Origin of the sequence: Shigella sp. FC1544 (assembly GCF_001722145.1) — a bacterium.
In the GTDB taxonomy this organism is placed as follows: domain Bacteria; phylum Pseudomonadota; class Gammaproteobacteria; order Enterobacterales; family Enterobacteriaceae; genus Escherichia; species Escherichia coli.
In genome coordinates this window covers 65,755-78,668 of the sequence record NZ_MECT01000111.1, presented here as the reverse complement: position 1 = coordinate 78,668, position 12,914 = coordinate 65,755, and the positions used below count along the sequence as shown (strand labels likewise).

At 51.4% G+C, this 12,914-nt stretch carries 12 protein-coding genes and 2 pseudogenes; 13 read left to right on the top strand and 1 reads right to left on the bottom strand.

Annotated elements, in window-relative coordinates; genetic code table 11:
- A partial coding sequence (locus tag BGK49_RS25835; protein WP_047664789.1) for an IS1 family transposase occupies positions 1-165 on the bottom strand: 165 nt, incomplete at its 3' end.
- A 184-nt stretch (positions 166-349) separates the two neighbouring features.
- Between BGK49_RS25835 and BGK49_RS08090 the strand changes: the two genes are divergently transcribed.
- The 13 genes and pseudogenes from BGK49_RS08090 (at position 350) to emrA (ending at position 12,909) form a co-directional block, all read left to right on the top strand.
- Entirely contained in the window at positions 350-679 is a 330-nt protein-coding gene (locus BGK49_RS08090; RefSeq protein ID WP_005031144.1) for a DUF883 domain-containing protein, read from the top strand.
- Between the two features lie 247 nt (positions 680-926).
- Positions 927-1,172: a glutaredoxin-like protein NrdH gene (nrdH, locus tag BGK49_RS08085; protein WP_001223227.1), complete on the top strand. Its 246-nt coding sequence runs from the start codon at positions 927-929 to the stop codon at positions 1,170-1,172.
- Positions 1,169-1,579, top strand: a complete 411-nt coding sequence (gene nrdI, locus BGK49_RS08080) for a class Ib ribonucleoside-diphosphate reductase assembly flavoprotein NrdI (protein ID WP_000080953.1) — start codon at positions 1,169-1,171, stop codon at positions 1,577-1,579. The genes nrdH and nrdI overlap by 4 nt, the downstream gene beginning before the upstream one ends.
- Positions 1,552-3,695 (top strand): annotated as a pseudogene (gene nrdE / locus BGK49_RS08075) (class 1b ribonucleoside-diphosphate reductase subunit alpha). The gene nrdI and the pseudogene nrdE overlap by 28 nt, the downstream one beginning before the upstream one ends.
- Before the next feature lie 9 nt (positions 3,696-3,704).
- A complete protein-coding gene (nrdF, locus tag BGK49_RS08070; protein WP_000777966.1) occupies positions 3,705-4,664 on the top strand; it encodes a class 1b ribonucleoside-diphosphate reductase subunit beta in 960 nt (319 codons plus the stop codon).
- Positions 4,665-5,018: 354 nt separating this feature from the next.
- Entirely contained in the window at positions 5,019-6,221 is a 1,203-nt protein-coding gene (gene proV / locus BGK49_RS08065) for a glycine betaine/L-proline ABC transporter ATP-binding protein ProV (protein WP_000985494.1), read from the top strand.
- The gene (proW, locus tag BGK49_RS08060; RefSeq protein ID WP_000774998.1) at positions 6,214-7,278 is read left to right on the top strand and encodes a glycine betaine/L-proline ABC transporter permease ProW; all 1,065 of its coding nucleotides are present in this window, start codon (positions 6,214-6,216) and stop codon (positions 7,276-7,278) included. Before proV ends, proW begins: the two co-directional genes overlap by 8 nt.
- A gap of 57 nt (positions 7,279-7,335) precedes the next feature.
- Positions 7,336-8,328: a glycine betaine/L-proline ABC transporter substrate-binding protein ProX gene (proX, locus tag BGK49_RS08055; protein WP_001216527.1), complete on the top strand. Its 993-nt coding sequence runs from the start codon at positions 7,336-7,338 to the stop codon at positions 8,326-8,328.
- A 291-nt stretch (positions 8,329-8,619) separates the two neighbouring features.
- Positions 8,620-9,804 (top strand): MFS transporter, encoded by a 1,185-nt coding sequence (locus BGK49_RS08050; RefSeq protein ID WP_069375719.1) that lies wholly within the window; start codon positions 8,620-8,622, stop codon positions 9,802-9,804.
- Positions 9,805-9,927: 123 nt separating this feature from the next.
- Positions 9,928-10,664, top strand: a pseudogene (gene ygaZ, locus BGK49_RS08045) (L-valine exporter subunit YgaZ).
- Positions 10,654-10,989, top strand: a complete 336-nt coding sequence (gene ygaH, locus BGK49_RS08040; RefSeq protein ID WP_000119763.1) for an L-valine transporter subunit YgaH — start codon at positions 10,654-10,656, stop codon at positions 10,987-10,989. Before ygaZ ends, ygaH begins: the two are co-directional and overlap by 11 nt.
- Before the next feature lie 90 nt (positions 10,990-11,079).
- Positions 11,080-11,610 (top strand): multidrug efflux transporter EmrAB transcriptional repressor EmrR, encoded by a 531-nt coding sequence (gene emrR, locus BGK49_RS08035; RefSeq protein WP_000378442.1) that lies wholly within the window; start codon positions 11,080-11,082, stop codon positions 11,608-11,610.
- A 126-nt stretch (positions 11,611-11,736) separates the two neighbouring features.
- Positions 11,737-12,909: a multidrug efflux MFS transporter periplasmic adaptor subunit EmrA gene (gene emrA, locus BGK49_RS08030; protein WP_005031130.1), complete on the top strand. Its 1,173-nt coding sequence runs from the start codon at positions 11,737-11,739 to the stop codon at positions 12,907-12,909.
- Positions 12,910-12,914: the final 5 nt, after the last annotated feature.

The window sequence follows — 12,914 nt, the reverse complement described above, 5'->3', positions numbered from 1 at the left end:
TTTCTGGTGCGTACCGGGCTGAGAGGCGGTGTAAGTGAACTGTAGTTGCCATGTTTTACGGCAATGAGAGCAGAGATAGCGCTGATGTCCGGCAGTGCTTTTGCCGTTACGCACCACGCCTTCAGTAGCGGAGCAGGAAGGGCATCTGATGGAAATGGAAGCCACGCAAGCACCTTAAAATCACCATCATACACTAAATCAGTAAGTTGGCAGCATTACACCGCGGGCCTACCTTACCTGATTGCGCATTCACAACGCTTTCAGAAAAGTCCATAAAGCCGCGATGAACCTCAGTTAAGAAAATTATGGTCTACACTGAAAATTACATCGAATTCTAATGGGTGATCATATGTTTAACCGACCGAACCGCAACGACGTTGATGATGGCGTGCAGGATATCCAGAATGATGTCAATCAATTAGCTGACAGCCTCGAATCTGTATTGAAGTCCTGGGGCAGCGACGCCAAAGGGGAAGCTGAAGCCGCACGCAGTAAAGCTCAGGCGTTGATGAAAGAAACCAGGGCGCGAATGCATGGTCGTACTCGCGTCCAGCAAGCCGCGCGCGATGCCGTTGGCTGCGCGGATTCTTTTGTTCGTGAAAGACCCTGGTGTAGCGTGGGTACAGCAGCTGCGGTAGGTATTTTTATCGGCGCACTGTTAAGCATGCGCAAATCGTAGTGCAAAAATGATAATAAATACGCGTCTTTGACCCCGAAGCCTGTCTTCGGGGTTTCTTTTTGCCTGGTGAATCACAAAAATCCCCCTCTCCCGTCACGCTCATATCCAGGGTAATTTCGATCACTATTTGCTATATATTGTGTAGTTGAATCTTTTTTCAACTACATCTAGTATCTCTGTATCAACAGAGAGACAACCCGACGCGTATCATCGCGCCGTATCTTCATTTTAAACGGAAATACGAATCATGCGCATAACTATTTACACTCGTAACGATTGCGTTCAGTGCCACGCCACCAAACGGGCGATGGAAAACCGGGGGTTTGATTTTGAAATGATTAATGTCGATCGCGTTCCTGAAGCAGCGGAAGCGTTGCGTGCTCAGGGCTTTCGTCAGTTGCCGGTAGTGATTGCTGGCGATCTTAGCTGGTCTGGTTTCCGTCCGGACATGATTAACCGTCTGCATCCAGCGCCACACGCGGCCAGTGCATGAGCCAGCTCGTCTACTTCTCCAGCAGCTCCGAAAACACGCAGCGTTTTATCGAACGTTTAGGTCTGCCCGCGGTGCGCATCCCGCTCAATGAGCGGGAACGGATTCAGGTAGACGAGCCTTACATCCTGATCGTGCCCTCTTACGGCGGCGGCGGTACGGCTGGCGCGGTGCCACGACAGGTAATTCGCTTTTTAAACGACGAGCACAACCGGGCGTTGCTTCGCGGCGTTATTGCTTCTGGTAATCGCAACTTTAGTGAGGCGTATGGCCGCGCCGGAGATGTGATTGCCCGGAAATGCGGCGTGCCGTGGCTGTACCGTTTTGAACTCATGGGTACGCAAAGCGATATCGAAAACGTTCGTAAAGGAGTAACCGAATTTTGGCAACGACAACCGCAGAATGCCTGACGCAGGAAACGATGGATTACCACGCGCTGAATGCGATGCTTAACCTCTACGATAGCGCAGGTCGCATTCAGTTCGATAAAGACCGCCAGGCCGTTGACGCCTTTATGGCGACGCATGTGCGTCCGAACAGTGTGACCTTCAGTAGCCAGCAGCAGCGCCTGAACTGGCTGGTCAACGAAGGTTACTATGATGAAAGCGTTCTTAATCGCTACTCTCGCGACTTTGTCATTACGCTGTTTGCCCACGCACACACCAGCGGTTTTCGTTTCCAGACATTCCTCGGGGCATGGAAGTTTTACACCAGCTATACGTTGAAGACATTCGACGGTAAACGTTATCTGGAAGATTTTGCCGATCGAGTCACGATGGTGGCGCTGACGCTGGCACAAGGCGATGCGACGCTGGCGTTGCAACTGACCGATGAAATGCTGTCAGGACGCTTTCAGCCAGCCACGCCGACATTCCTCAACTGCGGTAAGCAGCAGCGCGGCGAACTGGTTTCCTGTTTTCTGCTGCGTATTGAAGACAATATGGAGTCGATTGGCCGGGCGGTAAATTCCGCACTGCAACTGTCGAAACGCGGCGGCGGCGTGGCATTTTTGCTGTCGAATCTGCGAGAAGCGGGCGCGCCAATTAAACGTATTGAAAATCAATCTTCTGGCGTAATTCCGGTGATGAAAATGCTGGAAGACGCATTTTCCTATGCCAACCAACTCGGCGCGCGTCAGGGGGCAGGTGCAGTCTATTTACATGCTCATCATCCCGATATTCTGCGTTTTCTCGATACAAAACGGGAAAATGCCGACGAAAAAATCCGCATTAAAACACTGTCGCTGGGCGTGGTGATCCCGGATATCACTTTCCATCTGGCAAAAGAGAATGCGCAGATGGCGCTGTTTTCGCCCTATGACGTTGAGCGAGTTTATGGCAAGCCGTTTGCCGATATCGCCATCAGCGAACACTATGACGAACTGGTTGCCGATGAACGCATCCGCAAAAAATACCTCAACGCCCGTGATTTCTTCCAGCGGCTGGCAGAAATCCAGTTTGAGTCCGGCTATCCCTACATCATGTATGAAGACACGGTAAACCGTGCTAACCCTGTCGCCGGGCGCATAAATATGAGTAATCTCTGCTCAGAGATTTTGCAGGTCAACTGTGCCTCAGAGTATGACGAGAATCTCGACTATGCCCGCACAGGCCATGATATCTCCTGCAATTTAGGTTCGTTGAATATTGCGCACACCATGGATTCCCCCGATTTTGCCCGCACGGTAGAGACTGCGTGCGCGGTTTAACGGCGGTGTCAGATATGAGTCATATCCGCAGCGTGCCGTCCATCGAAGCTGGAAATGCCGCCTCACACGCCATCGGACTGGGGCAGATGAATTTACACGGCTATCTGGCGCGAGAAGGCATCGCTTATGGTTCGCCGGAAGCACTGGATTTCACCAATCTCTATTTCTATGCCATCACCTGGCACGCACTGCGTACCTCGATGTTGCTGGCGCGCGAACGCGGTGAAACCTTCGCCGGGTTCAAACAGTCACGTTATGCCAGTGGTGAATATTTTAGCCAATATCTGCAAGGTAACTGGCAGCCGAAAACGGCGAAAGTTGGCGAACTGTTTGCCCGCAGCGGTATTACGTTACCTACCCGTGAGATGTGGGCGCAACTGCGCGACGACGTGATGCGCTACGGCATTTATAACCAGAATCTTCAGGCGGTGCCGCCAACCGGTTCTATCTCTTATATCAACCATGCTACGTCGAGTATTCATCCGATTGTGGCGAAAGTAGAGATACGCAAAGAGGGCAAAACAGGACGCGTTTACTACCCTGCCCCGTTTATGACTAACGAGAATCTGGCGCTGTATCAGGATGCTTACGAAATCGGCGCAGAAAAGATCATCGATACCTACGCCGAAGCGACTCGCCATGTCGATCAGGGGCTGTCGCTGACGCTGTTTTTCCCCGATACCGCCACCACTCGCGATATCAACAAAGCGCAGATTTACGCCTGGCGCAAGGGTATCAAAACGCTCTATTACATTCGCCTGCGTCAGATGGCGCTGGAAGGCACTGAAATTGAAGGCTGCGTCTCCTGTGCACTTTAAGGAATATCTATGAAACTCTCACGTATCAGCGCCATCAACTGGAACAAGATATCTGACGATAAAGATCTGGAGGTGTGGAATCGCCTGACCAGCAATTTCTGGCTACCAGAAAAGGTGCCGCTGTCGAACGATATTCCTGCCTGGCAGACATTAACTGTCGTAGAACAACAACTGACGATGCGCGTTTTTACTGGCCTGACGCTGCTCGACACGCTGCAAAATGTTATCGGCGCGCCTTCGCTGATGCCCGATGCACTCACGCCTCATGAAGAAGCGGTATTATCGAATATCAGCTTTATGGAAGCGGTTCATGCCCGCTCTTACAGTTCGATTTTCTCGACGCTGTGTCAGACCAAAGATGTCGATGCCGCCTACGCCTGGAGTGAAGAAAACGCACCGTTGCAGCGAAAAGCTCAGATTATTCAGCAACATTATCGCGGTGATGATCCGCTGAAAAAGAAAATCGCCAGTGTGTTTCTTGAATCTTTTTTGTTCTATTCCGGTTTCTGGCTGCCGATGTATTTTTCCAGCCGCGGAAAGCTGACCAATACCGCAGATCTGATCCGTCTGATTATCCGCGATGAAGCAGTCCACGGTTACTACATAGGCTATAAATATCAGAAAAACATGGAAAAGATATCTCTGGGACAACGTGAAGAGTTGAAGAATTTCGCCTTCGATTTGTTGCTGGAACTCTACGACAACGAGTTGCAATACACCGATGAGCTGTACGCCGAAACCCCGTGGGCTGACGATGTGAAAGCGTTTCTCTGTTACAACGCCAATAAGGCTTTGATGAATCTGGGCTACGAACCGTTATTTCCCGCAGAAATGGCGGAAGTGAATCCGGCAATCCTCGCCGCGCTTTCGCCGAATGCCGATGAAAATCACGATTTCTTTTCCGGTTCAGGCTCCTCTTATGTGATGGGGAAAGCGGTTGAAACAGAAGATGAAGACTGGAATTTCTGAGGGTGTTATTTTCAAAAATATCACTACCCGCAGCAGGGAAATAATTCCCGCCAAATAGCTTTTTATCACGCAAATATTCTGTAGTGATCTACACTGAGACTCTGTTGCATTATTCGCCTGAAACTACAATATTCAGGCGTTTTTTCGCTATCTATGACAAAAAATATCAACTTTTCTCGATTTGCTCTCAGCCCTTATATCACGGGAAATTCCGGCGATTTGCTCGCATCAATATTCATGCCACATTTGCCCTCAGGGGTTGCCTCAGATTCTCAGTATGTTAGGGTAGAAAAAAGTGACTATTTCCATTGGGTAATATATCGACATAAACAAATAAAGGAATCTTTCTATTGCATGGCAATTAAATTAGAAATTAAAAATCTTTATAAAATATTTGGCGAGCATCCACAGCGAGCGTTCAAATATATCGAACAAGGACTTTCGAAAGAACAAATTCTGGAAAAAACTGGGCTATCGCTTGGCGTAAAAGACGCCAGTCTGGCCATTGAAGAAGGCGAGATATTTGTCATCATGGGATTATCCGGCTCGGGTAAATCCACAATGGTACGCCTTCTCAATCGCCTGATTGAACCCACCCGCGGGCAAGTGCTGATTGATGGTGTGGATATTGCCAAAATATCCGATGCCGAACTCCGTGAGGTGCGCAGAAAAAAGATTGCGATGGTCTTCCAGTCCTTTGCCTTAATGCCGCATATGACCGTGCTGGACAATACTGCGTTCGGTATGGAATTGGCCGGAATTAATGCCGAAGAACGCCGGGAAAAAGCCCTTGATGCACTGCGTCAGGTCGGGCTGGAAAATTATGCCCACAGCTACCCGGATGAACTCTCTGGCGGGATGCGTCAACGTGTGGGATTAGCCCGCGCGTTAGCGATTAATCCGGATATATTATTAATGGACGAAGCCTTCTCGGCGCTCGATCCATTAATTCGCACCGAGATGCAGGATGAGCTGGTAAAATTACAGGCGAAACATCAGCGCACCATTGTCTTTATTTCCCACGATCTCGATGAAGCTATGCGTATTGGCGACCGAATTGCCATTATGCAAAATGGTGAAGTGGTACAGGTCGGCACACCGGATGAAATTCTCAATAATCCGGCGAATGATTATGTCCGTACCTTCTTCCGTGGCGTTGATATTAGTCAGGTATTCAGTGCGAAAGATATTGCCCGCCGGACACCGAATGGCTTAATTCGTAAAACCCCTGGCTTCGGCCCACGTTCGGCACTGAAATTATTGCAGGATGAAGATCGCGAATATGGCTACGTTATCGAACGCGGTAATAAGTTTGTCGGCGCAGTTTCCATCGATTCGCTTAAAACCGCGTTAACGCAGCAGCAAGGTCTTGATGCGGCGCTGATTGATGCGCCGTTAGCAGTCGATGCACAAACGCCTCTTAGCGAGTTGCTCTCTCATGTCGGACAGGCACCCTGTGCGGTGCCCGTGGTCGACGAGGACCAACAGTATGTCGGCATCATTTCGAAAGGAATGCTGCTGCGCGCTTTAGATCGTGAGGGGGTAAATAATGGCTGATCAAAATAATCCGTGGGATACCACGCCAGCGGCGGACAGTGCCGTGCAATCCGCAGACGCCTGGGGTACACCGGCGACTGCACCGACTGACGGCGGTGGTGCTGACTGGCTGACCAGTACGCCTGCGCCAAACGTCGAGCATTTTAATATTCTCGATCCGTTTCATAAAACGCTGATCCCGCTCGACAGTTGGGTCACTGAAGGGATCGACTGGGTTGTTACCCATTTCCGTCCCGTCTTCCAGGGCGTGCGCGTTCCGGTTGATTATATCCTCAACGGTTTCCAGCAATTGCTGCTGGGTATGCCCGCACCGGTGGCGATTATCGTTTTCGCTCTCATCGCCTGGCAGATTTCCGGGGTCGGAATGGGCGTGGCGACGCTGGTTTCGCTGATTGCCATCGGCGCAATCGGTGCCTGGTCGCAGGCCATGGTTACCCTGGCGCTGGTGTTAACCACCCTGCTGTTCTGTATCGTCATTGGTTTGCCGCTGGGGATCTGGCTGGCGAGAAGTCCGCGAGCGGCGAAAATTATTCGTCCACTGCTTGATGCCATGCAGACCACGCCAGCGTTTGTTTATCTGGTGCCAATCGTCATGCTATTTGGTATCGGTAACGTGCCGGGCGTGGTGGTGACGATCATCTTTGCTCTGCCGCCGATTATCCGTCTGACCATTCTGGGGATTAACCAGGTTCCGGCGGATCTGATTGAAGCCTCGCGCTCATTCGGTGCCAGCCCGCGCCAGATGCTGTTCAAAGTTCAGTTACCGCTGGCGATGCCGACCATTATGGCGGGCGTTAACCAGACGCTGATGCTGGCCCTTTCTATGGTGGTCATTGCCTCGATGATTGCCGTCGGCGGACTGGGTCAGATGGTACTTCGCGGTATCGGTCGTCTGGATATGGGGCTTGCCACCGTTGGCGGCGTCGGGATTGTGATCCTCGCCATTATCCTCGATCGCCTGACGCAGGCCGTTGGGCGCGACTCACGCAGTCGCGGCAACCGTCGCTGGTACACCACTGGCCCTGTTGGTCTGCTGACCCGCCCATTCATTAAGTAACTCTGCACTTGCCCGGTGACGCCGGGCATTATCACCCTGCCAAAAAAAGGAATAACAATGCGACATAGCGTACTTTTTGCGACTGCGTTTGCCACGCTTATCTCTACACAAACTTTTGCTGCCGATCTGCCGGGCAAAGGTATTACTGTTAATCCAGTTCAAAGCACCATCACCGAAGAAACCTTCCAGACGCTGCTGGTCAGCCGTGCGCTGGAGAAATTAGGCTATACCGTCAACAAACCCAGCGAAGTAGATTACAACGTTGGCTACACCTCGCTTGCTTCCGGCGATGCAACCTTCACCGCCGTGAACTGGACGCCACTGCATGACAACATGTACGAAGCTGCCGGTGGCGATAAGAAATTTTATCGTGAAGGGGTATTTGTTAACGGCGCGGCACAGGGTTACCTGATCGATAAGAAAACCGCCGACCAGTACAAAATCACCAACATCGCACAACTGAAAGATCCGAAGATCGCCAAACTGTTCGATACCAACGGCGACGGTAAAGCGGATTTAACCGGTTGTAACCCTGGCTGGGGCTGCGAAGGTGCGATCAACCACCAGCTTGCCGCGTATGAACTGACCAACACCGTGACGCATAATCAGGGGAACTACGCAGCGATGATGGCCGACACCATCAGTCGCTACAAAGAGGGCAAACCGGTGTTTTATTACACCTGGACGCCGTACTGGGTGAGTAATGAGCTGAAGCCAGGGAAAGATGTGGTCTGGTTGCAGGTGCCGTTCTCCGCACTGCCGGGCGATAAAAATGCCGATACCAAACTGCCGAATGGCGCGAATTACGGCTTCCCGGTCAGCACCATGCATATCGTTGCCAACAAAGCCTGGACCGAGAAAAATCCGGCGGCAGCCAAACTGTTTGCCATTATGCAGTTGCCAGTGGCCGATATTAACGCCCAGAACGCCATTATGCATGACGGCAAAGCCTCAGAAGGCGATATTCAGGGCCACGTTGATGGCTGGATCAAAGCCCACCAGCAGCAGTTCGATGGCTGGGTGAATGAGGCGCTGGCAGCGCAGAAGTAATTTTTATTCAGGCGGATAAGGCGTTTTTGCCTCATCCGCCGCTCTGTACACAATGCCTGATGCGACGCTGACGCGTCTTATCATGCCTACAAAATACACTCATTCCGTATGGCGGATAAGGCGTTTTCGCCGCATCCGCCGTTCTGTGCACAATGCCTGATGCGACGCTGGCGCGTCTTATCATGCCTACAAACCACATCGCACATTTCAACAAGCTATCTTTCATCCCATATTCATCAACATCCGCTATTATTGATTTCCAGCTTAATCATCACCTGATGAACAAAAATAATGACTAAACCTAATCATGAGCTTAGCCCGGCGCTGATCGTGCTGATGTCTATCGCCACCGGTCTGGCGGTAGCCAGTAACTATTACGCCCAGCCATTGCTCGACACCATCGCGCGTAACTTTTCCCTTTCCGCCAGTTCGGCAGGCTTTATTGTTACCGCCGCGCAATTGGGCTATGCAGCAGGTCTGCTGTTTCTTGTTCCCCTCGGTGATATGTTTGAACGCCTCCGCCTGATTGTCTCGATGACCTTACTGGCGGCAGGCGGCATGTTAATCACTGCCAGCAGTCAGTCGCTGGCGATGATGATCCTCGGTACGGCATTAACCGGTTTATTCTCTGTCGTGGCACAAATTCTGGTTCCGCTGGCAGCGACGCTGGCTTCACCGGACAAACGCGGCAAAGTGGTTGGCACTATTATGAGCGGTCTGCTGTTGGGGATCTTACTCGCACGGACCGTTGCCGGATTGCTGGCGAATCTCGGCGGCTGGCGCACCGTCTTTTGGGTTGCCTCGGTGTTAATGGCACTGATGGCGCTGGCATTATGGCGTGGTCTGCCACAAATGAAATCAGAAACCCACCTCAACTACCCACAGTTGTTAGGTTCCGTTTTCAGCATGTTTATCAGCGATAAGATCCTGCGCACCCGCGCATTGCTGGGCTGCCTGACCTTTGCCAACTTCAGCATTCTCTGGACCTCAATGGCCTTTTTGCTTGCCGCTCCACCTTTTAACTACAGCGATGGTGTCATTGGTCTGTTTGGACTTGCGGGAGCTGCCGGAGCGTTGGGCGCTCGTCCGGCGGGCGGTTTTGCCGATAAGGGTAAATCGCACCACACCACAACTTTCGGTCTGCTGCTGCTATTACTTTCATGGCTGGCGATCTGGTTTGGTCACACTTCCGTACTGGCGCTGATTATCGGCATCCTGGTGCTGGATCTCACCGTACAGGGCGTGCATATCACTAACCAGACGGTAATTTATCGAATACACCCTGATGCGCGTAATCGCCTGACCGCAGGTTACATGACCAGCTACTTTATTGGCGGTGCCGCCGGTTCGCTAATTTCAGCCTCAGCCTGGCAACATGGCGGTTGGGCTGGCGTTTGTCTGGCTGGCGCGACGATTGCCCTGGTTAACTTACTGGTCTGGTGGCGAGGTTTTCATCGTCAGGAAGCCGCAAATTAAGCAATCAGCAACCGTTTTCGTGGCTTTACACTTATAAGGGTGTTAAGAAGCCCATCAGTCTGATAAGGTTAAGATATTCATTCAGTCTATTTATAATATTAACAATCGTTAAGCGTACACTCTATGGAAAGCCCTACTCCACAGCCTGCTCTTGGTTCGGCGACCTTCATGGAAGGATGCAAAGACAGTTTACCGATTGTTATTAGTTATATTCCGGTGGCCTTTGCGTTCGGTCTGAATGCGACCCGTCTGGGATTCTCTCCTCTCGAAAGCGTTTTTTTCTCCTGCATCATTTATGCAGCGCGAGCCAGTTCGTCATTACCGCGATGCTGGCAGCCGGGAGTAGTTTGTGGGTTGCTGCACTGACCGTCATGGCAATGGATGTTCGCTATGTGTTGTATGGCCCGTCACTGCGTAGCCGTATTATTCAGCGTCTGCAAAAATCGAAAACCGCCCTGTGGGCATTTGGCCTGACGGATGAGGTTTTTGCCGCCGCAACCGCAAAACTGGTACGCAATAATCGCCGCTGGAGCGAGAACTGGATGATCGGCATTGCCTTCAGTTCATGGTCATCGTGGGTATTTGGTACGGTAATAGGGGCATTCTCCGGCAGCGGCTTGCTGCAAGGTTATCCCGCCGTTGAAGCTGCATTAGGTTTTATGCTTCCGGCACTCTTTATGAGTTTCCTGCTCGCCTCTTTCCAGCGCAAACAATCTCTTTGCGTTACCGCAGCGTTAGTTGGTGCCCTTGCAGGCGTAACGCTATTTTCTATTCCCGTCGCCATTCTGGCAGGCATTGTCTGTGGCTGCCTCACTGCGTTAATCCAGGCATTCTGGCAAGGAGCGCCCGATGAGCTATGAGGTTCTGCTGCTTGGGTTACTGGTTGGCGTGGCGAATTATTGCTTCCGCTATTTGCCGCTGCGCCTGCGTGTGGGTAATGCCCGCCCAACCAAACGTGGCGCGGTAGGTATTTTGCTCGACACCATTGGCATCGCCTCGATATGCGCTCTGCTGGTTGTCTCTACCGCACCAGAAGTGATGCACGATACACGCCGTTTCGTGCCCACGCTGGTCGGCTTCGCGGTACTGGGTGCCAGTTTCTATAAAACACGCAGCATTATCATCCCAACACTGCTTAGTGCGCTGGCCTATGGGCTCGCCTGGAAAGTGATGGCGATTATATAACCCACAAGAATCATTTTTCTAAAACAATACATTTACTTTATTTGTCACTGTCGTTACTATATCGGCTGAAATTAATGAGGTCATACCCAAATGGATAGTTCGTTTACGCCCATTGAACAAATGCTAAAATTTCGCGCCAGCCGCCACGAAGATTTTCCTTATCAGGAGATCCTTCTGACTCGTCTTTGCATGCACATGCAAAGCAAGCTGCTGGAGAACCGCAATAAAATGCTGAAGGCTCAGGGGATTAACGAGACGTTGTTTATGGCGTTGATTACGCTGGAGTCTCAGGAAAACCACAGTATTCAGCCTTCTGAATTAAGTTGTGCTCTTGGATCATCCCGTACCAACGCGACGCGTATTGCCGATGAACTGGAAAAACGCGGTTGGATCGAACGTCGTGAAAGCGATAACGATCGCCGCTGCCTGCATCTGCAATTAACGGAAAAAGGTCACGAGTTTTTGCGCGAGGTTTTACCACCGCAGCATAACTGCCTGCATCAACTCTGGTCCGCGCTCAGCACAACAGAAAAAGATCAGCTCGAGCAAATCACCCGCAAATTGCTCTCCCGTCTCGACCAGATGGAACAAGACGGTGTGGTTCTCGAAGCGATGAGCTAACGCGTCATCTCGCTCAAAAATCCAGATTTATAAAAGAAAAAATGACCGGCCAGCATCGCAACATGCTGGCCTTTTTGGCAAGCAGGTCGGCTCAGCCGATGAGTTAAGAAGATCGTGGAGAACAATATGAGCGCAAATGCGGAGACTCAAACCCCGCAGCAACCGGTAAAGAAGAGCGGCAAACGTAAGCGTCTGCTCCTCCTTCTCACCTTGCTCTTTATAATTATTGCCGTAGCGATAGGGATTTATTGGTTTTTGGTACTGCGTCATTTCGAAGAAACCGATGACGCATACGTGGCAGGGAATCAGATTCAAATTATGTCTCAGGTGTCTGGCAGCGTAACGAAAGTCTGGGCCGATAACACCGATTTTGTAAAAGAAGGCGATGTTCTGGTCACTCTCGACCCGACAGATGCTCGCCAGGCGTTTGAAAAAGCCAAAACTGCACTGGCTTCCAGCGTTCGCCAAACCCACCAGCTGATGATTAACAGCAAACAGTTACAGGCGAATATTGAGGTGCAAAAAATCGCCCTTGCGAAAGCACAAAGCGACTACAACCGCCGTGTGCCGCTGGGCAATGCCAACCTGATTGGTCGCGAAGAGCTGCAACACGCCCGCGACGCCGTCACCAGTGCCCAGGCGCAACTGGACGTCGCTATTCAACAATACAATGCCAATCAGGCGATGATTCTGGGGACTAAACTGGAAGATCAGCCTGCCGTGCAACAGGCTGCCACCGAAGTACGTAACGCCTGGCTGGCGCTGGAGCGTACCCGTATTGTCAGTCCGATGACCGGTTATGTCTCCCGCCGCGCGGTACAGCCTGGGGCGCAAATTAGCCCAACGACGCCGCTGATGGCGGTCGTTCCAGCCACCAATATGTGGGTGGCTGCCAACTTTAAAGAGACGCAGATTGCCAATATGCGTATCGGTCAGCCGGTCACTATCACCACGGATATTTACGGCGATGATGTGAAATACACCGGTAAAGTGGTTGGTCTGGATATGGGCACAGGTAGCGCATTCTCACTGCTTCCGGCGCAAAATGCGACCGGTAACTGGATCAAAGTCGTTCAGCGTCTACCTGTGCGTATCGAACTGGACCAGAAACAGCTGGAGCAATACCCGCTGCGCATTGGTTTGTCCACGCTGGTGAGCGTCAATACCACTAACCGTGACGGTCAGGTACTGGCAAATAAAGTACGTTCAACACCGGTCGCGGTAAGTACCGCGCGTGAAATCAGCCTGGCACCTGTCAATAAACTGATCGACGATATCGTAAAAGCTAACGCTGGCTAATCCAG